We start from the raw sequence: 20893 nt of genomic DNA on the forward strand, positions 1-20893 counted from the left end.
AGATGTGGCCCGGGAGGGCCCCCGGCTACTTCCGCAGCCGGCGGACGAGGACCGAGTCCTCGCCGTGCACCTCGAGGTCGGCCAGCAGGACGGCGATGGCCTCCCGCACGATGCGGCCGCGGTCGGCGGCGACACCGTGCTGCCCGCGCAGGGTGAGCCGCGCGGTCTCCAGGGCCAGCAGCTCGTCGGCCGAGCAGTAGACGGTGATCTTCTCCTCGTGCCGGGTGCGGTTCTTCTCCGCCTTGGCCCGGGTGGCCGGCTTGGGTGCGGCCGCCGGCAGCGTCTGCCGGTGCGTAGCCAGCTCGTCGACGACGATGCGCGGGGCACCACCGGCGACGTCCGGAACCAGCTGCAGCGGCGGGTTGGCCGCGTCGGCGTCCCGCTGGGCGGCGGAGCGCAGCGCCGGCGAGGCCTGCGCGGCGGCGAGGGTCGGCAGCTCGGTGACGGGTGCCGGGTTGGTCGCGGCGATGTCGGTCCGGCGGAACAGCTCTGCAGCGCCCGGGAGCACAGGACGACGGGTCACGCGGCCACCTCGCCGGCGCTCGTTGGCCACGTGACCTGGGGTGCTCTGCTCATCGGTGAGCTCACGAGCTCGCTCACAGGGCCAGGACCTCCTTGGCCAGGTCGCGGTACGCCGCAGCGCCCGACGACGTCGGAGCCCACTGGGTGATGGGCTGCCCGGCGACGGTCGTCTCCGGGAAGCGCACGGTGCGGCTGATGACGGTCTGGAAGACGGTGTCGCCGAAGGCCTCGACGACGCGGCTGAAGACCTCGCGGCAGTGCACGGTGCGGGTGTCGTACATGGTGGCCAGGATCCCGGAGATCTCCAGGGACGGGTTGAGCCGCTCCTTGACCTTGTCGATCGTGTCCACCAGCAGGGCGACGCCGCGGAGCGAGAAGAACTCGCACTCCAGCGGGATGATGACGCCCTGCGCGGCGGTGAGCGCGTTGACCGTCAGCAGCCCGAGCGAGGGCTGGCAGTCGATGAGCACGTAGTCGTAGTCGTCGCGGACCGGCGCGAGCACCCGCATCAGGGTCTGCTCGCGGGCGACCTCGCTGACCAGCTGCACCTCGGCGGCGGACAGGTCGATGTTGCTGGGCACCAGGTCCAGCCCCGGGATGTTGGTGGCCACCCGGACGTCGGCGAGCGTCGTCCGCGGCTCCATCAGCGCGTTGTAGATCGTGCGGTCCAGCTGCTGCGACGGGATGCCCAGCCCCACCGACAGCGCACCCTGCGGGTCCAGGTCGACCAGAAGGACCCGGCGGCCCTGCTCGACGAGCGCGGCGCCCAGGTTGATGGTGGACGTCGTCTTGCCGACGCCGCCCTTCTGGTTGCACATCGCGATGATCTGGGCCGGCCCGTGCTGGGTGATCGGCTTGGGGTCGGGCAGCTTCCGCTGCCGAGCCCGGGCGGGGTCGACGCGGCTCGTCGGGATGCCCATCTCGGCGTCGCCCGCCGGGGCCCCTCCGCGCGGGAGCGCGACGGCGGAGGCCGCCGCCTCGGCTCGTGTCGACATCGTCTGTGCCTCTTCCCTGGGGTGCTCAGCGGACCGGGACCGGGTGCGGTTCCGGTGGGTGGACGTGTGCGACCGGCGGGGGGAAGCCGCCGACCCGTTCTCCCGCATCCCTCATCGGCAGGGTCTGCGCCGACCGTGACCACCGCACGGCACCATGTCCGCATGCGGCTGCTGAGCGTCCCCTTCCACCTCGACGAGCGCCTGGCCGGGTTCGACCTCGGCGTGCCGGCCGACGCCGAGATCACCGCCGAGCTGCCGGCGGGCGACCCGTGGACCCGGATGGCAGCGCTCTACGAGCAGGTGGCGGCCGAGGTCGGCGACGGCGCGGTGGTCGTCGCCTCCGGTGACTGCACGACCAGCCTCGGCGTGCTCGCCGCCCTGCAGCGGTCCGGCCGGGACGTCGGGGTGGTCTGGTTCGACGCGCACGCCGACTTCCACACCGCCGCGAGCACGACCTCGGGCTACCTCGGCGGCTTCCCGCTGGCGCTGGCCGTCGGCCGCGGCGACCTCGCCCTCCCCACCGCGCTCGGGCTGCGCCCGGTCGCCGAGGACCGGGTCGTGCTGGTCGACGCCCGGGACACCGACCCCGGCGAGCACGCGCTGCTCGCCGACTCGGCCGTCACCCGCACGTCCGTCGCCGACCTGCCCGGCGTGGTGCCCGGCGGCGATCTCTACGTGCACCTGGACGTCGACGTCGTCAGCCCCGCCGAGCTGCCCGACCTGCTCTACCCGGCCGCGGGCGGGGTGGCGGTCGCCGACGTGCTGGCCGCGGTGCGCGCGCTGGTGGCGACCGGCCGGGTGGCGGCGATCGGCCTGGCGGCGACCTGGCACCACCGCAGCCCCGCCCGGCGCGAGCACGCCGACCTGGTCCGCGGTCTCCTGGCGGCCGCGGGGTGAGTCAGCGCAGCGCGCGCGGGTGGCTGGTGGCGTAGACCTCGCGCAGCCGCTCGACGGTGACCAGCGTGTAGACCTGCGTCGTCGTCACCGACGCGTGGCCCAGCAGCTCTTGCACCACGCGGACGTCGGCGCCGCCATCGAGCAGGTGGGTGGCGAAGGAGTGCCGCAGGGTGTGCGGGGACAGCTCGGCGTCGATGCCGGCGCGCTCGGCGGCGTCCCGCAGGATCGACCAGGCGCTCTGCCGGGACAGCGGCCCGCCGCGGGCGTTGAGGAACAGCGCCCCGCCGCGCACCCCGGACCGCCCCTTCTCCGCCAGCGCGGGGCGGGCCCGCACCAAGTACTCCTCCACCGCCCGGACGGCGTAGCTGCCCACCGGGACGACGCGCTCCTTGCCGCCCTTGCCGGCCAGCCGCACGGCGGCCGAGCCGAGGTCCAGGTCGTCGACGGCCAGCCCGACCGCCTCGGAGATGCGCGCGCCGGTGCCGTACAGCAGCTCCAGCAGCGCCCGGTCGCGCAGCCCGCGCGGCCCCTCGAGCGAGCCGGCGGCGGTGATGAGCGCCTCGACCTGCTCGACCGGGATCGCCTTGGGCAGCCGCCGGGTGGGCGCCGGCGGCTTCACCTCGGCCGCGACGTCGTCGCCCACCAGCCCGTCGAGCAGCGCGAAGCGGTGCAGCCCCCGCACGGCGACCACCGCGCGCGCGGCCGAGGTCGCCGACAGCGGCGGGTGGTCGTCGTCCCCGGAGCGCAGCGCGACCAGGAACGCCGCGACGTCGGACTCCCCCACCTCGCCCATGCCCTCGACACCGGCCCCGGCGAGGAACTCGGCGTACCGGCGCAGGTCGCGGCGGTAGGAGGCGATGGTGTTGGCGGCCAGGCCGCGCTCGACGGTCAGGTGGTCCAGGTAGCCCGAAACCACCCGCTCGACGGCGGGTCCGGCACTCGTGACAGCCGTCAGGACAGCACCTCCTGCCACGGGACGCTGGGCAGCGCGTGCGCGTCGGCGACACCGGCGTGCACCAGCTGCCCGCCCGCGACGTTGACCCCGCGGGCCAGCGCCGGGTCGGCGGCCAGCGCACCGGCCGTGCCGTTGGTGGCCAGCGCGAGCACGTAGGGCAGCGTCACGTTGGTCAGCGCGTAGGTCGAGGTGTGCGGCACCGCGCCGGGCATGTTGGCCACACAGTAGAAGACCGACTCGTGGACGCCGAAGGTCGGGTCGTCGTGCGTCGTCGGCCGGGTGTCCTCGAAGCAGCCGCCCTGGTCGACCGCGATGTCCACCAGCACCGAGCCCGGCTTCATCCGGCTCACCAGCTCGTTGCTGACCAGCGTCGGGGCCTTGGCGCCGGGCACCAGCACGGCGCCGATCACCAGGTCGGCGTCGAGCACCGCCCGCTCCACCTCCAGGGCGTTGGAGGCGACGGTCTGCAGGTGCCCGCGGTAGAGCCGGTCGGCCGCGCGCAGCTTCTCCAGGTCGCGGTCGAGCACGGTCACCTGGGCCTGCATCCCGAGCGCGATCGTCGCGGCGTTCATCCCGGAGACCCCGGCGCCCAGGACGACGACCTTGGCCGCGTGCACGCCGGAGACACCGCCGAGCAGCACGCCGCGGCCCCCCGACGCCCGCTCCAGCGTGTGCGCGCCGACCTGCGGGGCCATCCGGCCGGCGACCTCGGACATCGGGGCCAGCAGCGGCAGCGCGCCGCCGTCGGTCTGCACCGTCTCGTAGGCGACCGCGGTGGTGCCCGAGGCCAGCAGCGCGTCGGTGCACTCGCGGGAGGCGGCCAGGTGCAGGTAGGTGAAGAGCGTCTGCCCGGCGCGCATCCGGCCGTACTCCTCGGCCACCGGCTCCTTGACCTTGAGCAGCAGGTCCGCCGCGCCCCAGACGTCGTCCGCGGTGGGGACGATCCGGGCGCCGGCCGCGGTGAAGTCGGCGTCCGGGATCGAGGAGCCGACCCCGGCGTCGTGCTCGACCAGCACCTCGTGCCCGGCGGCGACCAGCTCGGTCACCCCGGAGGGGGTGAGGGCGACCCGGTACTCGCGGTTCTTGACCTCTCGGGCGACACCGACCCGCATCGTTCGAACTCCCCGTCTCGGCGACCCGCCACCGGGGTGTCGGTGGTGCCACCGCGTCTGGGCGGCCCGGTCGGGGCGCGCCTCGGGCGGAGTCTAGGCATGCCGGGCGTCGGGGACGTCTCGTGCGGGTGGCGTCGGCAGGTCGCGGGGTCAGGCGGCGGTCGGCGTCCGCCGGACGGCGTACCGGACGCAGACGAACTCGCCGTTGCGGGCGCACTCGAGCACCTCCAGCTCGACCCGGCGCGGCAGCAGCGGCGCACCCGCACCGAGGGTCACCGGGGCGATCGCCACCACCACCTCGTCCAGCAGGCCGAGGTCGGCGAACTGGCCGGCCAGGTCGCCGCCGCCGACGACGTAGACGTCCTTGCCGCCGGCCGCCGCGACCATCTCCGCGTGCACCTGCGCCACGTCCGCCGCGGTGAACCGGAGGTCCGCGCCGGGCAGCGCCGGCAGGTCGCGGTGGGTGAAGACCCAGGTCGGCCCCTCGGGCACCCAGCCAGGGTCGTGGTCGCGCACCCAGGTGTAGGTGGTGGCGCCCATCGCGACGGCGCCCACGCCGGCGATGAAGCCGTCGTAGCCCATGGCGCCGTCGGGGTCGTTGTCCCGGCTGACCAGCCAGTCCAGCGAGTGGTCGACGGTGGCGATGAAGCCGTCCAGCGACGTCCCGGTGTAGTAGACGGTGCGGCTCACGAGGTCCTCCTGCTCAGCCAGTCGATCGGGTCTCCGTGGTCGACCGGCACGCCGGCCTCCCGCAGCCAGTGCCGGGCCAGCTGCCGGCGGTGCGCGCCGAAGGTGAGCACGTGGGCGACCACGCTGCCCACCACGAACGTCTCCGGCGGGTCGCACAGCGCGTCGACCAGCCGGTCGCTCCAGGCGCCGCGCCGGGACACGTCGCGCACGAAGGCCAGCCAGCGGGGCGCGGCCTCGTCGTGCCGGGCGATCAGCGCGGCCGGGTCGTCCGCGCCGCGCACCGGGTGGTCGGCGCCCTCGACCGAGGCCAGCCAGACCTCGACCGCCCAGACCAGGTGCTCCAGGACGGCGGCCAGCGACTCCTCGGGCCCGTCCCAGCTGAGCACCTGCAGCCCGGGCGCGCGGGGCCGCCGGTACTCGTCGGCGGGCAGGCCCTTCGCGAGGTCCAGCAGCGCGCGGGTGTCCTCCAGCGCGTGGTGCACCAGCAGCGCGGTCACCTCGTCGCCGCCCCGGTGCCCCTGCTCGCCGGTCAGCCACAGCGAGGTCGGCGGGTGGAAGTGGACGCCGTTGGGCGCCGGCAGCCAGTGCGCGTCCCGGGTGGCCGGCCCCGGCCCGGCGGGCACGGTCCCCGGCGAGCGGCCGTAGGCCCGGCTGAACGCCCGGCTGAAGCCCTCGACCGACTCGTACCCGGCCGCGAACGCCACCTCGGTCACGCTGCGGCCGCCCTGCAGCTGCCAGGCCGCGCGCTCCAGCTCCACCCGCCGGCGCAGCGCCACCGGCGACTCCCCCGCGCCGCGGGCCACCTGCCGGCTGAAGTGCCACGGTGAGGCGAAGGCGTCGCCGGCCATCTCGGTGAGCGTCCGGTTGTCCTCGTCCAGCACCGCGTCGAGCAGCTCGCGCAGCCGGTCGCGGCCGGCGGGCACGTCCTGTGTCATGCGGCCAGTCTCGTGCGCCGGGCCGCGCCGGCGCCCGACCGTTCTTGCTCGGTCCGGATCGCCCCGGGCGCCCCGGTGACGCACCATGCCGGGGACCCCCCCTCGCCCGTCCTCCGGAGAGCTACCCCATGCGCCTGTACGCCGACCGCCCCGACCACCGCGCGCGGCAGCTGGTCGCCGACCTGGGCCTGCTGGCCTGGGCGGTGCTGTGGGTGCTCGTCGCCCGGGTGGTGCACGGCGCGGTGCTGGTGCTCGCCGAGCCCGGCCGCGCGGTGGCCGACCTGGGCCGGTCGATCTCGGACACCATGGGCAACGCGGCAGGCGCGGCCGAGGACGTCCCGCTGGTCGGCGACGAGCTGTCCAGCCCGTTCGACGCGCTGGGTGAGGCGGGCGGCGCGGTCACCGGGGCCGGCGAGGGCGCGACCGACGCCGTGCAGACCCTGGCGACCGTGCTGGCCGTCGTCCTGGTGGTGCTGCCGGTCGGCTGGCTGCTGCTGCGCTGGCTGCGGTGGCGGCTCGGGTGGTCGCGCGAGGCGACCGCGGCCGACCGGCTGTTGCGCTACGGCGCGGACGGTCTGCCCGACCTGGAGCTGCTGGCCGCGCGGGCCATGGCCACCGCACCGCTGCCCCAGCTGGCCCGCCTGCCGGCCGGCACCGGGGCCGGCTGGCGGGCGGGCGACCCGGCGGCGCTGCGCGCGCTGGCCGGGCTGGAGCTCAGGCGGCTGGGCCTCCGCGTGCCGCAGCCCGACGAGCGGGTGAGCTGAGAGCGGTCCCGGTCGCCGGCGCTCCCGTCAGCTGACGGAGAACCCGCAGGCGGCGACGGCGGCGGCGCAGACGTCCTCGTCCTGCTGGCCGGTGCCGCCGCTGCCACCGAGGGCGCCGACCAGCTGGCCGTCGGAGTACACCGGGACGGCGCCGGTCTGCGGGGTGAACCGGCCGTGGGTCATCGTGGTGACCGCCGAGGCGAAGTTCGGCATCGGCTCCATCTTGGCCTTCTGCGCGGCGCTGGGTGCCCCGTAGGCCGCGGCGGTCCACGCCTTGCCCTGCGCGACGTCGGCGGAGATCCACGGGGCGCCGTCCATCCGGACCAGCGCCACGAGGTGGCCGGCGGGGTCCATGACGGCGAAGGACATCGGCACGCCGAGCGACGTGGACTCCTCGCGCGCGGCCTGGAGCAGGGACAGGGCCTGGTCGTGTGTCAGCACCCGGCCACCTTCGCCCGGACGGCGTGCCGCTGGCAAACCGGGCGGCCCGCTCAGCCGCCGGTCGGGGCGGCCGCGGCGTCGGTCTCCGCGGCCGTCGACGTGCCGGCCGGGTCGCTGCTCGGCGCGGCACCGGTGGTCGGGGACGTCGGGGCGCTGGTGTCCGCAGGCTCCGACGGGCTGGTCGGCGTGACCGTCTCCACCGGTGCACCGTCGGTGGCCTCGGGCGCGGTGGTGTCCGTCGCCCCCGGGTCCGGGGTCTCGATGGCACCGGAGCCCGCACCGTCCGTCGCCGCCGGGTCGGTGGTCCCGGTGCCGGTGGCTCCAGTGCCGGTGGCTCCCGTGCGGGGCGCCGGCGCGGGCTCCACGGACGGCGCCGGCGTCACCGCCGCGGCGTCCCCGCCGGCCGTCGTCCCGGGCCCGCCGGGTGCGGAGCCGACCGCCGCGTCGAGCGGCACACCGGTCTGCCCCTGCTCCGTCGAGCCGACCTGGGTCGCGCCGGTGCCGGGCTCCTGCTCCGGCGCGGCGGCCTCACCCGCGGCGTACACGACCGTGACCACGTCGCCGGGCTGCAGGGCGGCGCCCAGCGGGGACAGCTGCGTGACGGCGTCCGGTGCGGCGTTCCCCGCCGCCGCGGCCTGCTGCTGGACCGACAGCCCCAGCGCGGCGAGCTCGCGGGCGACCTCGTCGACCGGCCGGCCGACGTAGTCCGCGCCGTCCAGCACGATCGCCGCGTCCTGCCCGACCTCGTCCGCCTGCGCCGCGTCGGTCGGCGGGTCCGCTCCGCCACCGGGCAGGTCGACCAGCCCCACCAGGGCGACGAAGCCGGCCGCGAGCACCGCCAGCACCGCCGCCAGCAGCACCGCTCGCCGCCGGGGCCCCGAGGCCGGAGCAGGGCCGCTCGGCCGGGCACCGGTGGCCGCCGCGGGCGGGCGGGCGACCAGCGGCAGGCCCTGGGTGCTGGGCACCACGTCGTCCAGCGGCCGGCCCGCCTGCACCCGGTCGATGGCGGCCACGAAGGCGTCGCCGTTGGGGAGCCGCTCGTCCGGGTCCTTCGCCACCGCGACGTCGACCAGCTCGCGGACGCCGGGGGGCAGGTCCTCGGGCAGCGGGGCGGGCTCCTCGTTGACCTGCTTGAGCGCGACGGCCACCGCGTTGTCCCCGGCGAAGGCCGGCTCCCCGGTCAGGCACTCGTAGCCGACCAGGCCGAGGGAGTAGACGTCGCTGGCCGGGCTCGGCGACCCGCCCACCGCCAGCTCCGGCGACAGGTACTGCGGGGTGCCCAGCACCTGCCCGGCCTGGGTCAGCGGCACGCTGCCGGCCGACCACGCGATGCCGAAGTCGGTGATCTTCACCTGCTCGTCCGGCCGGACCAGGATGTTGCTGGGCTTGACGTCCCGGTGCACCAGACCGACGTGGTGGGCCTCGGCGAGCGCCTCGGCGGTCTGCCGCAGCACCGCCAGCGTGTCCTCCGGGCTGAGCGGCCCCTCCTCGCGCAGGAGGGTGGACAGCGGCTCGCCCTCCACCAGCTCCATCACCAGGTAGGCGAGGTGCTCCCCGCCGTCGTCGGCCGGGACCTCGCCGTAGTCGTAGACGGCGGCGATGTTCGGGTGGCTCAGCGCCGCGGCGTGGGTGGCCTCCGCGCGGAAGCGGGCGAGGAACGTCGGGTCCTCGCTGTACTCGCTGCGCAGCACCTTGATCGCGACCGGGCGGCCGAGCAGCGTGTCCCGGCCCCGCCAGACCTGGCCCATGCCGCCGCAGGCGATCAGCGTCTCGAGCTCGTACCGGCTGCCCAGGACCCGTTCGGCGTGCTCCCCCACCGTCCGTGGATCCCCCGACGACCCGGTGATCACACCCCAGGAAGCGGTACGGAACTGACCGGTCTCGTAGCAGGGCCGCCGGACCGGGCGGCCCGCCCCGGTGCCGGGGCGGGCCCTCCGGTCAGTCCGTGTCGAGCGGGCGCAGCCGGGGTGCGGTCGCGCGGAGCTGCGCGGCGGCCAGGATGCCGATGACCGCGAGGGAGTTGCGCACCGTGCCGTCGAAGACCCACTGCACCGCGTCGCTCAGCGGCACCCGCTCCACGGTCATGTCCAGCTCCTCGTGCTCGACCGTGAAGCCCTCGGGCCGGTCGGCCGGCTGCAGACCCTCGGCGAGGTAGAGCAGCACCCGCTCGTCGCAGAACCCCGGCGTCGGGTAGTGCGTGGTCAGCAGCGACCACCGCTCGGCGGACAGCTCCACCTCCTCGGCGAGCTCCCGGCGCGCGGTCTCCACCGGCGGCTCGCCGTCCACGTCCCGCAGCCCGGCCGGCAGCTCCCACAGGTGCTCGCCGACCGGGTGCCGGTACTGGCGCAGCATGACGACGCGGTCCTCGTCGTCGATCGCGACCACGCCCACCGCGCCGGTGTGGTGCACGACCTCGCGGACGCTCTCCCCGCCACCGGGCATGGCCACGGTGTCCTTGCGCAGCGAGAGGATGCGGCCGGTGTAGACCTCCTCGCTGGCGAGGACCTCCCAGGAGTGCGCCACTAGATGCCCACCGGCTCTTCCTCGGGCACCGGCAGCCGCGCCGACTCCTGGTAGCCGACCGCGGCCTGCACGAACGCGGCGAACAGCGGGTGCGGCCGGGTCGGCCGGCTCTTCAGCTCCGGGTGCGCCTGGGTGCCGACGAAGAACGGGTGGACGTCGGCGGGCAGCTCGGCGAACTCGACCAGCGTCCCGTCCGGGGAGGTGCCGGAGAAGACCAGGCCGGCGGCGCTGAGCCGGTCCCGGTAGGCGTTGGCGACCTCGTAGCGGTGCCGGTGCCGCTCGGTGACCTCTGTGGCCCCGTAGGCGGCCGCGACGACCGAGCCCTTCTGCAGCTGAGCCGGGTAGCTGCCCAGCCGCATGGTGCCGCCCATGTCGCCGCGGCCGGCGACCACGTCGAGCTGGGTGGCCATGGTGGAGATGACCGGGTCGGGCGTCTCGGGGTCGAACTCGGTGGAGTTCGCGCCCTCGATGCCGGCCAGGTGCCGCGCTGTCTCGATGACCATGCACTGCAGGCCCAGGCACAGCCCCAGGGTCGGGATGCCGTTGACCCGGGCGTGCCGGATGGCGCCGAGCTTGCCCTCGATGCCCCGCACCCCGAAGCCGCCGGGGATGCAGACGCCGTCGACGCCGGCCAGCGCGGCCGCGGCGCCCTCGGGGGTCTCGCAGTCGTCGGAGGGCACCCAGCGGATCTGCACGCGCGAGCGGTGCGCGAACCCGCCGGCCCGCAGCGCCTCGGTCACCGAGAGGTAGGCGTCGGGCAGGTCGATGTACTTGCCGACCAGCGCGACGGTGACCGTCTGCTTGGGCGCATGGACCCGGTCGAGCAGGTCGCCCCACACCGTCCAGTCGACGTCCCGGAAGGGCAGGCCGAGCCGGCGGACGACGAAGGCGTCCAGGCCCTCGCGGTGCAGCACCTTGGGGATGTCGTAGATCGAGGGCGCGTCCGGGCAGGAGATGACGCCCTCGGCCTCGGTGTCGCACATCAGGCTGATCTTGCGCTTGAGGCCCTCGCTGATCTCCCGGTCCGACCGGCAGACCAGCGCGTCGGGCTGGATGCCGATGCTGCGCAGCGCGGCGACCGAGTGCTGGGTGGGCTTGGTCTTCAGCTCACCGGAGGGGGCGATGTAGGGGATCAGCGAGATGTGCAGGAAGAAGCAGTTGTCCCGGCCGATCTCGTGCCGCACCTGGCGGGCGGCCTCGAGGAAGGGCAGCGACTCGATGTCGCCGACCGTGCCGCCGATCTCGGTGATGACGACGTCGACCCGCTCGGCGGAGTCGGCCCCGGCGAGGATCCGTGCCTTGATCTCGTTGGTGATGTGCGGGATGACCTGGACGGTGTCGCCGAGGTACTCCCCGCGCCGCTCCTTGGCGATCACGTCGGAGTAGACCTGGCCGGTGGTCACGTTGGCCCGGCCGGTCAGGTCGGTGTCCAGGAAGCGCTCGTAGTGCCCGATGTCCAGGTCGGTCTCGGCGCCGTCCTCGGTGACGAACACCTCGCCGTGCTGGAAGGGGTTCATCGTCCCCGGGTCCACGTTGAGGTAGGGGTCCAGCTTCTGCATGGTGACCCTGAGGCCACGGCTGGAGAGCAGGGCCCCCAGGGAACTTGCCGTCAGTCCCTTGCCCAGTGACGACACGACGCCGCCGGTGACGAAGACGAACTTCGTCGGCTGGGAGTTGGGGAGAAGAGGTCCGCGGTCACGAGGTTCTGCCAGTCGACCCACGGAGGCCCACGTTAACACGCTGGTCCGGCGGCCCCCCGGGGACGTCCTCCGCCGCGCCGTCGGCTCCGTCCGCCGGGTCGTCGGACGCCGCCGGTGCCCCGGCCGCCAGCCACACCAGCAGCGGCACCAGCAGGGTGGCCGCGGTCGCCGGCAGCGCGACGCCGCTGTCGTTGACCAGCGCCCCCACGGCGAGGCTGAGCGCGATGGCGGTGAGCGCGGCCCGCAGCACCCGGACGTCGCCGGCCGCCAGCCCCGCCACCCCGCCGTCGGCCCCGCTGCGCAGCAGCCCACCCGGGCGCAGCAGCCAGCCCGCGGCGAGCAGCGCCACCAGCAGCATCCAGGCCAGCGGGCTGCCCAGCAGGATCGCCACGTTCGCCTCGGCCTTGCGGCTGACCACGGTCCACGCCTGCCCGTCGAGCAGCTGGGCGACGAACCGGCCCAGGTGGCTGCGCTCGGCGGCCGGGCGCAGCCAGTCCAGCACCGCCACGACGCCGACCACCGCGACCGCGGCGGCGAGCACCACCACCAGCCGGCCCAGGGTCACCCGGATCCGGGCCAGCAGCATGCCCAGCACCAGGAACCCGGGGACCGCGGCCAGCACGCCGCCGAAGTCCCGGCCCAGCGGCGGGGCACCGATCAGCACGACGCAGACCGCCCCGGCGGCCAGCACCGGCAGCAGCCAGGAGCGCCGGGTGCCCGTGCCGGTGCCGGTGCGGCGCACCAGCGCGGCGGCGGCGCCGGCGGTGAGCAGCAGCGCGCTGACCGAGAGCAGCCCGAAGGTGAGGTTGCCGTAGCCGGTGAACCGGCCGGCGACGATCGCGTCGTAGCCGAGCAGCCCGTCCAGCTCCAGGCGGGAGCCGGTGAGCACGTCGCCGGCCAGGGTGACCAGGGTGACGGCCAGGACGACGACCGCCGGCCCCAGCCGCCGGCGGCGCCACGGCCCGAGCACCGCGAGCGCGGTGACCGCCAGCGCGGCGGCGACCACCGCGGCGGCCAGCGCCCAGCGCGGCGAGCCGCTGCGCTCCCACGGCACCAGGTTGGCCAGGTAGGTCGCCACCGGCAGCGACGCGACACCGATGGCGACCCCGCGCAGCAGGCCCCTCCCCCGCCGGACCGGCCGGCGTCGGCGCAACCAGCCCCGCACCCGGTCGCGGCCGCGGGAGCGGCCGGGGAGCCAGCCGCGGTCCCAGCCGCCCAGCAGCACCGCGCCGGTGACGACGACGGCGGCGTTGACCAGCACGAGCAGCCAGAAGGTGAGCGCGGTGCTCCGGTAGTGGACGACGGCGCTGGTGTTCGCCCGGTCCAGCTCGGCCAGCGCGTCGACCAGGTCCGGCCGCTCGGCGGTGACGCTGAACGGCTGCCCGTTCATCGAGGCGGGCACGTCCAGGTCCAGCGCGCGCAGCACGGTCGGGGCGACGTCGATCAGCTGGGCGAACGGGGCCCGGCCGGTGCTGGCCGACGTCAGCCAGCCGGTGGTCATGCCCGGCCCCGACGCCATCCCCACGTGCAGCTGCGGCCGGCCGCCGTTGACCTCGGAGATGCCCTGCAGCAGCAGCAGCGTGTCGCCGTCCAGCGCCTCGGCGGCGGTGCGCAGCCGGCCCACGGCGGCGTCGACGGCCTGCACCGCGGCGTCCCGGGCGCTGGGCACGGTGCCGTCGTCGGTGGCGTCGGCGCCGGGTGCCGCGGCGTCGCTGAGCTGGCCGAGCGAGACCAGCGTCAGCGGGCACTCCCCCAGCAGCTGGGTCAGCGCCGCGTCGTCGGCGGGCAGCTGGTCGCGCACGGTGAACACGGCGCCCTCGCCGGCCACGGCCAGCGCCGCGGCCCGGCCGACCACCGTGCTGCAGGAGACGGCCTGGCCCAGCGCGCCGGGTTCGGCGCCGAAGCGGGCCGTCGCCTCGTCCTCGGCGACCCGGGTGACCGTGCGGCCGGGCTCCGCGAGGCCGACCTTGGCGACCTGCTCCTCGAGCCCGCAGTAGGACAGCCGGCTGTCGACCGGCGGCGCCGCGGCCTCGCCGGCCGGGCCGGGCAGCGCGCCACCGGCGTCCGGCAGCGGGAGCGTGGGCTGGGGCACCGGTGCGATCGGCTCGACCGGCCCTGGGTAGCGGGCCCGGTTGCCCGCACCCAGGGTCGCCCAGCCGTCGAGCAGGCAGGTGGTGGAGCGCCCGGCGCGCACCGAGAGCGCACCGATCGCGGAGTCCTCGGCCAGCGACCACAGCTGCGGGGTGAGCTCGGGGTCCAGGTCGGACCAGACCAGCCCCGGGACCCCGATGGTGAGCACCTGGTCGGCCCGCCACCGGTCGTCGCCGTCGGCCGCCGACGCGGGCGCCGCCGACCCGGCCACCAGGGCGACCAGCAGCGCGAGCAGGACGGGGACCAGCGACCGCCGGGCGTTCATCGCCGCGGTCCGAGCAGCTCTCGGTAGAGCTCGACCAGCTGCTGCGCGGTCGCCGCCTCGTCCGGCCAGGTGGCCGCCTGCCGGGGGCCGGCGGCGCACAGCCGGGCGGTGCGGACCGGGTCGCTGAGCACCAGCGTCACCGCCTCGGCCAGCGCCTCGGCGTCGCCGGCGGGCACCAGGTCCGCGGCGTCGCCGACGAGCTCGGGGATGCCGCCGACGGCGGTGGCCACCAGCGGCGTCCCGGCCCGCAGCGCCTCCTGGGCGGTGAGCGAGCGGGCCTCCCACACCGAGGGCAGCACGCACACGTCGGCCGCGCCGAGCAGGTCGGCGACGTCGGTGCGCCGCCCCAGCAGGGTCACCGGCAGCCGCTCGGCCGCGATCCGGGCGGCGAGCTCCTCGTGCAGCGGCCCGTCGCCGGCGATCGCGACCAGCGGCGCCGGCCGCAGCCGGGGGTCGGCGACCCAGCGGGCGACGGCGTCGAGCAGGACGTCGTAGCCCTTCTGCGGGTGCAGCCGGCCGACCGCGACCACCAGCGGGCGCTGGTCGTCGTCCAGGCCGAGATCCCGGCGGACCACCGGCCGGGGGCGCTGGGCGGGTGGCAGCGGCGGCGCGGCGACCGGGGCGACCCGCACGTCGCGGGCGCCCAGCCGGCGGGCGTTCTCGGCCAGGTCGCCCGAGGCGGCCAGGACGACGTCGGCGCCGCGGATGGTGGCGAGCTCGGCGGTCTGCAGCACCTGCCGCTTCAACCCGCCGCCACCGGGCAGCGCGTTGTGCAGGGTGAGCACCAGCGGCCGGCTGCGCTCCCCCGCGAGCCGGCGCGCCGCGGCGGCGACCAGGCCGGCGCGCAGGCCGTGGGCGTGCACCAGGTCGGCGCCGGTGGTGGCCCGGCGCAGCGCCAGCACGGCGCGCAGGTCGGCCACCGGGGCGAGGCCGGCGGAGATGCCGACCTCCCGGAAGTCGGCGCCGGTGGCGGTGAACGCGAACAGCTCCTCGGTGGCCCGCGGGCCGCAGACCCGGACCGAGGCGCCGGCCCGGCCGAGCGGGGCGAGCAGCGAGCGCAGGTGCGTGCCGACACCGCCGGTGCTGGTGGCCAGCACCTCGGCGACCCGGCGGTCGGCGAGGGGACGGCCGGGGGGCGACACCCGCTCAGACACCCGCCACCTCCTGCTCACCCGATCGACGGAGCCCGGAGACGGCGGCCAGCAGCGGCCCCCGGGAGGTCACCATCATGACCGCCGCAGCGACGAGCAGCACGACTCCACCGGCTCCCACGCCGATGCCGATGGCGGCGGGCACCCCGCCGTCGGGCACCGGGTCGGCGCCCAGCGCCCGGGCGGTCAGCAGCCCGGCCGCACCGGCCAGGACACCGGCGAGCACCGCCGGCAGCCCGGTCCGGGCCACCCCGGACAGCGCCGCGGCCCCGGCCACCCGGGCGACGACGACCAGCAGGGCGACCCCGGCGACGGTGACGCCCACGCTGTGCCCGGCGGCCAGCGCCAGCGCCCGGTCGTCGTCGGGCAGCACCGCGGCCAGCACGACGTCGGCGGCGACCGCGACCAGCCAGCCACCGGCCACGCACGCCGTGGGCGCCTGCCACAGCCCGCGCGCGTAGAGCGCCCGGGACAGCAGCGCGACCAGCCCGTAGCCGACCAGCCCGGGGGCGAAGGCCGCGATCGTCGGCTGCAGCGCGGCGGCCGCGTCGGCGTCGTCCGGGGAGGCCAGGAAGACCCGGGCCATCGGCCCGGAGACGGCGACCAGCCCGGCGGCGGCGAGCGCGCCGGTGACCACGGTGAGGACGGCGGCCGGCGCGAGCGTGGCCGCGTACCCGGGATCGTCGCGCTCGGCGGACCGCTCGCTGAGGCCCGGGTAGACCGAGGTGGCCAGCGGCACGGCGAGCGCGGCCCAGGGCAGCAGGAAGACGGTCATGCCGGCGAAGTAGACGACCTGGGTGCCGTCGGGGGCGTCGGCGTTGGCCAGCCGGATGGCGACGATCGCGACCAGCTGCTGACCGGCCAGGGTGAGCACCCCGGCCAGCGCCAGCCGGCGGGCCCGCGGCGCGACGCCGACCGGGAAGCGCAGCGTCGGGCGCAGGCCGAGCCGGAGCCCGCGCAGCGGCAGCAGCAGCGCGGCGGCCAGCGCGACCACGCCGAGCGTCGTCCCCACGCCCAGCACGAGCTCCGCGGAGGTGGTCAGCCCCTCGACGTCCCGGCTGCCGCCGCTGCCGGCGAACAGCAGGTAGGCGCCGGCGACCACGATCGACGACAGCAGCGGCGCGAGCGCCGGCGCGGCGAACCGGCGGTGCGCCTGCAGCACGCCGGTGAGCACGACGGCGATGCCGTAGAGCACGACCTGGGGGGCGAAGACGACCAGGAAACGGGCGGCGACGTCGACCTTCGCCGGGTCGCCCGCGTCACCGCCGAGCAGCGCGGTCGCGATCGGCCGGGCCAGCAGCGCCAGCAGCACGGCGAGCGGCACCAGCACCAGCAGGGTCCAGCCGAGCAGCGCCGAGGCGGTGCGGCGCACCTGGTCGCGGTCGCCGGCCGCGATCCCGCCGGCCAGCATCGGCACGACCAGGCTGGCCAGCGCCCCGCCGGCGACCACCTCGAACACGATGTTGGGCACGTTGTTGGCGGCCTGGTAGGTGTCGCCGGTGCTGCCGGCGCCCACCGCGTTGGTGAGCACGACGGTGCGGCCGAACCCGGCGAGCCGGGACAGCAGGGTGAGCGCCGCGATCAGCAGCGCGGCCCCGGCCGCCCCCTGGGCGAGGCGCCGGCCGGTCACCGCCGTCCGCCGCGGCTGACGGCGCTCACGCCGGGCGGCGGCCGAGCCGGTCGAGCTCGCGCAGGCCGGGGGTCGACTCGATGACCGAGGTGAAGCTGACCTTCTCGCTGGCCAGGGTGAGCGCGGTGACGACGCCGAGCAGCCCGGCCCGGGTGCCGCGGCCGGGCAGCGCGGCCAGCCGCAGGCCCAGCAGCGCACCGACCGCGTTGGCGCCGCAGTCGCCGAGCATCACCCGCTCGCGGAGATCGGCGGGGAGCACCCCGAGGGTGGCACCGAGCGGCCCGGCGACCAGCCCGCCGGCCGGCCCGCCCAGGGTCGCGCCGGCCAGCAGCGCGGCGGCCTTGCCGGCCCGCCCGGGCCGCAGGTCGAGCAGGTTGACCAGGTTCGCGGTCCCGGCGACCAGCCCGGTGGTGAGCACGCCGTCGGCGAGCGCGGCGGCGCCGCTCCCCCGGCGGGTCAGCACGGCGGCGACCGCGGCGGCCGCGCCGATGCCGGCCACCTTGACCGCCCCGGCGGAGACCCGGCCCTGCCGGAGCGCCGCCAGGTGGCCGGCCAGCCCCTTGTCCCGGGCCTGCTCGGGCCGGGCGCCGGCGAGGTCGTCGTAGCCGCCGACGACCCCGGCGACCGTGCCGACGACGAGCGCGGCGGCCCGCTGACCGGCCGGGGCGCCGGCCGCCGCGGTGGCGGTGGCGGCCGCGGCGAGCACCGGGCCGCCGAGCAGGGTCACCGGCCGGCCGGCGTAGTTCGTGCGGCGCCACGGGGCGCCGGCGTCCCGGGCGGTGAGCGCCGCGGCGCCGGCCAGCCCCAGCCGTGCCGCGACCGCACCGGCGGCGGCCAGCCCGGCGCGGGCTGCGGGGCTCACGAAGCCGGCGGCGGGACGGGCTGGGTGTCCTCGCCCACGCCGTACTCCCCGGAGGTGCCGCGTCCCTCGGCGGCCAGCGCGAGCACGGTGCTGATCCGCCCGGCCGCGGTGGTCACGTTGTCCACCGTCGACACCACGCCGGTCGCCGCCGAGTCGCCGCGGAGCGCGGACACCAGGCCGCCGTCGCCGTTGGCGGCGAGGTCGCCGGCGACGACGGCGCCGGAGCCCTCCTCGTCCAGCGCGGTCGCCAGCTGCACGAGGGCGGTGGTCCGGGCCTCGGCGTCCTCTCCGCCGACGGCGCCGGTGGTCAGCACGACGGCGAAGTCGGCGGCGCTGACCGACGTGGTGTCGCGGCTGAGCACCTCGAGCTCCTCGAGCCCGGCCAGCACCGTGGCGGTGTCGGCCGCGCTGGGGGCGGTGCCGGCGTCCACGGCGCCGACCCCGGGCACCATCAGCACCTGGGCCAGCACCGAGGCGACGGCCGCACCCGGGTCGTCGGACTCCGGCTGGGACACCGACAGCGGCACACCCGGGCCGCTGAGGAAGGTCTCCAGGGTGTCCGCGGTCGCCTCGTCGGCGTAGGCGTCGGTGAGCCGGATCGTGCCGGTCACCGTCGACCCGGCGCTGCCGAGCAGTGCGGTGAGCCCCTCGACGACCTCGGCCTCGACCTCGCCGCCGGCGACGACCAGGACGACGCTGCGGCCGGCCAGGGTGCCGTCGACCAGCGAGGGGCCGACGGCCTCCTCGAAGCGGCCGACGTCGTCCAGCTGGGTCTGCAGCAGCTGGGTCTGGTCCTCCAGGGACCGCTTGTCCTCCTGGAGCGCGGTGACCTGGCCCTGCAGGTTGTCCGTCAGCGGCCCGTTGAGCTGGGTGGTGCCGATGACGATCCCCAGCGCGACGGCGAGGAACACCGCGATCAAGGAGACGAGGTGGTACCGGAAGTCGATCACGAGAAGAGGTTCTCCAGCCAGAACACGAAGCTGTCCCATTGGTCGACGAGCAGGTCGAAGTAGATGTGGCTGGCCGTGGAGACCGCCAGCGCCGCGGTGATCGAGACCAGCGCGGCGAGCACGAGCAGGACCAGGGCCAGGGTGGAGATCCGGCTGCGGTACAGCCGGCTCACGCCCTTGGCGTCGACGAGCTTGCCGCCCAGCCGCAGCCGGGTGAGGAAGGTCGAGGCCATGCCGCCGCGGCCCTTGTCCAGGAACTCGATCAGCGTGGCGTGGGTGCCGACGGCGACGATGAGCGAGGCGCCCTTCTCGTCGGCCAGCAGCATGGCGATGTCCTCGCTGGTGGCCGACGCCGGGAAGGTGATCGCCTCGACGCCGAGGTCGAGCACCCGCTGCAGACCCGGCGCGCGCCCGTCGGCGTAGGCGTGCACGACCACCTCGGCGCCGCAGCGCAGCACGGAGTCGCTCACCGAGTCCATGTCGCCGATGATCATGTCCGGCTGGTAGCCGGCCTCGATCAGCGCGTCGGCGCCGCCGTCGACGCCGACCAGCACCGGCCGGTAGTCGCGGATGTAGGGCCGCAGCGCCTGCAGGTCCTCCTTGTAGTCGTAGCCCCGGACGACGACCAGCACGTGCCGGCCCTCGATCTGGGTCGTGACGTCGGGGACGCCCACACCGTCGAGCAGCAGCGCGCGCTCGCGCTTCATGTACTCCATGGTGTTGGCCGCGAAGGCCTCCAGCTGCGCCGAGAGCCCCTCGCGGGCCTCGGCCATCGAGACGGCCACCGTCTCCGGGGTCTGCTCGACCCCCTCGGCGACGACGGTCTCGCCGGCGTAGAGCGTGCCGCCCTCCAGCCGGACCTCGGTGCCGTCCTTGAGCGCGGTCAGCACGTCCTTGCCCACGTTGTCCACCAGCGGGATGCCGGCGTCGACCAGGATCCCGGGGCCGAGGTTGGGGTAGCGCCCCGTGGTGCTGGGGGCGGCGTTGACGACCGCCGCGACCTTGCACGCCACCAGCGAGTCGGCGGCGACCCGGTCGACGTCGGCGTGGTCGATGACCGCGATCTCGCCGGGCCGCAGCCGCTTGGTGAGGTTCTTGGTCCGCCGGTCCACACGGGCCGTGCCGGTCACGCCGGGTGCCGTCTCGGACGGCCGCCCGCGTCGCAGGGTGCCGATGCGCATGACCGTGATCGTCCCACGGGCTCCTGGGCGGTCGGCCCCGACGCGCAACAGCGACCGATCGATCACGCACCGTGAGCGACACCGGCTACCACCGGAAACCGGTCCGCGTTGCCCGGGTGTCGCTCCCCCGGGACGGGACCGGCCCGTCACTAGCGTGACTGGTGTGACTGCAGGGGCCTCCGCGAGCCGGAGCACAGCGACAGTTCTCGCCGACGAGCTGGTCGGGGAGCTGACCGGCCGCCGCGATCCCGAGGCCGCGGCGACCGCAGCCGTGCAGGACGTCGCTCCCCCGGACGCCGGCGGCGCGGCGGCAGACCACCCCGGGACGACGGACGCGCAGGTCGTGGCGCTGACGCCGCGTGCCCCCGTCGACGCCCCGCTGGTCACCGACGGCGCCGGCGCCCCGCCGGCCGAGGCCCCGCCTGCCGCGGCGCCCGAGACCCCGGTGGCCGGCCCGCCGCCGGTCGACGCGCCCGGTCCCGGGCGGCGCCCGAGGCGCCGGGAGCGCCGCGGCCCGACGCTGCGCGAGCAGCGCCGGCAGCGGACCCGCGAGGCGATCGTCGACGCCGCCGCCGAGCTGTTCACCGAGCGCGGCTTCGACCACGTCAGCGTGGTGGAGATCGCCCAGCGCGCCGGCGTGGTGGAGAAGACGGTCTTCAACCACTTCCCGGTCAAGGAGGGGCTGGTCTTCGAGACCGACCCGCCGATCCGCGCCGCGCTGCTGGAGGCCGTCCGCCGCCGCCCGGCGGGCCAGTCGGCGGCCGCCGCCGCGGGCGACTTCGTGGTGGCCGCGGTCAGCCAGCTGGGCTCCCCCGCCGCGGCGGAGGGCGTGGCCGAGATGGCCCGGGTCATCCGCGGCAGCCGCACCCTGCAGGTGCGCGAGCGGGAGATCCTCGGCACCCTCACCGACACGCTGGCCGAGCAGATCACCCTGGAGACCCGCCCCGCCCCCGGCGAGCTGGAGCCCTGGCTCGCGGCCAACGCCGTCACCGGGCTGTACACCGCACTGCTGGAGCTCGCCCGCGACCGGGTGCTGGCCGGGGCGTCCGGGCCCGAGCTCGTCGCCGAGCTGCGCACCCGCGGCCAGCGCGGGCTGGCGCTGCTGCAGTTCGGCCTGGCCGGGTACGCCAAGCGCCGCTGAACGACGAACGGCCCCCCTCCCGTGCGGG

At 76.4% G+C, this 20893-nt stretch carries 19 protein-coding genes; 3 read left to right on the forward strand and 16 right to left on the reverse strand.

All coding sequences use genetic code 11. The annotated features are described in order from the left end of the window. Positions 1–25 precede the first annotated feature (25 nt). Both FHX36_RS05280 and FHX36_RS05285 read right to left on the reverse strand, forming a co-directional pair. Positions 26–523 carry a hypothetical protein gene (locus tag FHX36_RS05280; protein ID WP_110554201.1) on the reverse strand — a complete coding sequence of 166 codons (498 nt, stop codon included), beginning with the start codon at positions 521–523 and terminating at the stop codon, positions 26–28. A gap of 73 nt (positions 524–596) precedes the next feature. Beyond that, the gene (locus FHX36_RS05285) at positions 597–1517 is read right to left on the reverse strand and encodes a ParA family protein (protein ID WP_110554200.1); all 921 of its coding nucleotides are present in this window, start codon (positions 1515–1517) and stop codon (positions 597–599) included. Positions 1518–1679: 162 nt separating this feature from the next. Between FHX36_RS05285 and FHX36_RS05290 the strand changes: the two genes are divergently transcribed. Then, on the forward strand, positions 1680–2414 hold the full coding sequence (locus FHX36_RS05290; protein ID WP_183513559.1) for an arginase family protein: 735 nt from the start codon (positions 1680–1682) through the stop codon (positions 2412–2414). A gap of 1 nt (position 2415) precedes the next feature. On the opposite strand, the gene xerD is transcribed toward FHX36_RS05290, so the two are convergent. The 4 genes from xerD to FHX36_RS05310 all read right to left on the reverse strand — a co-directional run bounded on the left by xerD (position 2416) and on the right by FHX36_RS05310 (position 6106). Beyond that, positions 2416–3330 (reverse strand): site-specific tyrosine recombinase XerD, encoded by a 915-nt coding sequence (gene xerD, locus FHX36_RS05295; protein WP_110553880.1) that lies wholly within the window; start codon positions 3328–3330, stop codon positions 2416–2418. A 35-nt stretch (positions 3331–3365) separates the two neighbouring features. Next, entirely contained in the window at positions 3366–4481 is a 1116-nt protein-coding gene (ald, locus tag FHX36_RS05300; RefSeq protein WP_110553879.1) for an alanine dehydrogenase, read from the reverse strand. 150 nt (positions 4482–4631) lie between these two features. Beyond that, positions 4632–5171, reverse strand: coding sequence for a dihydrofolate reductase family protein (locus FHX36_RS05305; protein ID WP_110553878.1), 540 nt, complete (start codon positions 5169–5171; stop codon positions 4632–4634). Beyond that, entirely contained in the window at positions 5168–6106 is a 939-nt protein-coding gene (locus FHX36_RS05310) for a helix-turn-helix domain-containing protein (RefSeq protein WP_110553877.1), read from the reverse strand. The genes FHX36_RS05305 and FHX36_RS05310 overlap by 4 nt, the downstream gene beginning before the upstream one ends. 128 nt (positions 6107–6234) lie before the next feature. Between FHX36_RS05310 and FHX36_RS05315 the strand changes: the two genes are divergently transcribed. Beyond that, complete coding sequence (locus FHX36_RS05315) at positions 6235–6870, forward strand: hypothetical protein (RefSeq protein WP_110553876.1); 636 nt, start codon at positions 6235–6237, stop codon at positions 6868–6870. Positions 6871–6897: 27 nt separating this feature from the next. On the opposite strand, the gene FHX36_RS05320 is transcribed toward FHX36_RS05315, so the two are convergent. The 10 genes from FHX36_RS05320 to steA form a co-directional block, all read right to left on the reverse strand. Next, on the reverse strand, positions 6898–7311 hold the full coding sequence (locus tag FHX36_RS05320; RefSeq protein WP_110553875.1) for a GlcG/HbpS family heme-binding protein: 414 nt from the start codon (positions 7309–7311) through the stop codon (positions 6898–6900). A 50-nt stretch (positions 7312–7361) separates the two neighbouring features. Beyond that, entirely contained in the window at positions 7362–9128 is a 1767-nt protein-coding gene (locus tag FHX36_RS05325) for a serine/threonine-protein kinase (protein ID WP_343056570.1), read from the reverse strand. A 121-nt stretch (positions 9129–9249) separates the two neighbouring features. Beyond that, a complete protein-coding gene (locus tag FHX36_RS05330; protein WP_258373051.1) occupies positions 9250–9834 on the reverse strand; it encodes an NUDIX domain-containing protein in 585 nt (194 codons plus the stop codon). Next, complete coding sequence (gene pyrG / locus FHX36_RS05335) at positions 9834–11573, reverse strand: CTP synthase (protein WP_425487820.1); 1740 nt, start codon at positions 11571–11573, stop codon at positions 9834–9836. The genes FHX36_RS05330 and pyrG overlap by 1 nt, the downstream gene beginning before the upstream one ends. Further along, positions 11530–13950, reverse strand: a complete 2421-nt coding sequence (locus tag FHX36_RS05340) for a hypothetical protein (RefSeq protein WP_183513560.1) — start codon at positions 13948–13950, stop codon at positions 11530–11532. Before FHX36_RS05340 ends, pyrG begins: the two co-directional genes overlap by 44 nt. Next, positions 13947–15104 carry a glycosyltransferase family 4 protein gene (locus FHX36_RS05345; protein ID WP_343056571.1) on the reverse strand — a complete coding sequence of 386 codons (1158 nt, stop codon included), beginning with the start codon at positions 15102–15104 and terminating at the stop codon, positions 13947–13949. The genes FHX36_RS05340 and FHX36_RS05345 overlap by 4 nt, the downstream gene beginning before the upstream one ends. Next, positions 15097–16731, reverse strand: a complete 1635-nt coding sequence (murJ, locus tag FHX36_RS05350; RefSeq protein WP_183513561.1) for a lipid II flippase MurJ — start codon at positions 16729–16731, stop codon at positions 15097–15099. Before murJ ends, FHX36_RS05345 begins: the two co-directional genes overlap by 8 nt. Positions 16732–16756: 25 nt before the next feature. Continuing rightward, positions 16757–17593: a hypothetical protein gene (locus tag FHX36_RS05355; RefSeq protein WP_183513562.1), complete on the reverse strand. Its 837-nt coding sequence runs from the start codon at positions 17591–17593 to the stop codon at positions 16757–16759. After that, positions 17590–18543, reverse strand: coding sequence for a copper transporter (locus FHX36_RS05360; RefSeq protein ID WP_183513564.1), 954 nt, complete (start codon positions 18541–18543; stop codon positions 17590–17592). The genes FHX36_RS05355 and FHX36_RS05360 overlap by 4 nt, the downstream gene beginning before the upstream one ends. Further along, positions 18540–19724: a putative cytokinetic ring protein SteA gene (gene steA / locus FHX36_RS05365; protein WP_110554332.1), complete on the reverse strand. Its 1185-nt coding sequence runs from the start codon at positions 19722–19724 to the stop codon at positions 18540–18542. The genes FHX36_RS05360 and steA overlap by 4 nt, the downstream gene beginning before the upstream one ends. Positions 19725–19887: 163 nt before the next feature. Between steA and FHX36_RS05370 the strand changes: the two genes are divergently transcribed. Beyond that, positions 19888–20865, forward strand: a complete 978-nt coding sequence (locus tag FHX36_RS05370; RefSeq protein WP_183513565.1) for a TetR family transcriptional regulator — start codon at positions 19888–19890, stop codon at positions 20863–20865. The last annotated feature ends 28 nt before the right edge of the window (positions 20866–20893 follow it).

This window comes from Modestobacter versicolor, assembly GCF_014195485.1.
GTDB lineage: Bacteria > Actinomycetota > Actinomycetes > Mycobacteriales > Geodermatophilaceae > Modestobacter > Modestobacter versicolor.

Coding starts and splice junctions, on each gene's coding strand:
- FHX36_RS05340 (WP_183513560.1), bottom strand. CDS start 13,950: ATGAACGCCCGGCGGTCGCTGGTCCCCGTCCTGCTCGCGCTGCTGGTC.
- FHX36_RS05285 (WP_110554200.1), bottom strand. CDS start 1,517: ATGTCGACACGAGCCGAGGCGGCGGCCTCCGCCGTCGCGCTCCCGCGC.
- ald (WP_110553879.1), bottom strand. CDS start 4,481: ATGCGGGTCGGTGTCGCCCGAGAGGTCAAGAACCGCGAGTACCGGGTC.
- FHX36_RS05290 (WP_183513559.1), top strand. CDS start 1,680: ATGCGGCTGCTGAGCGTCCCCTTCCACCTCGACGAGCGCCTGGCCGGG.
- FHX36_RS05310 (WP_110553877.1), bottom strand. CDS start 6,106: ATGACACAGGACGTGCCCGCCGGCCGCGACCGGCTGCGCGAGCTGCTC.
- steA (WP_110554332.1), bottom strand. CDS start 19,724: ATGCGCATCGGCACCCTGCGACGCGGGCGGCCGTCCGAGACGGCACCC.
- FHX36_RS05315 (WP_110553876.1), top strand. CDS start 6,235: ATGCGCCTGTACGCCGACCGCCCCGACCACCGCGCGCGGCAGCTGGTC.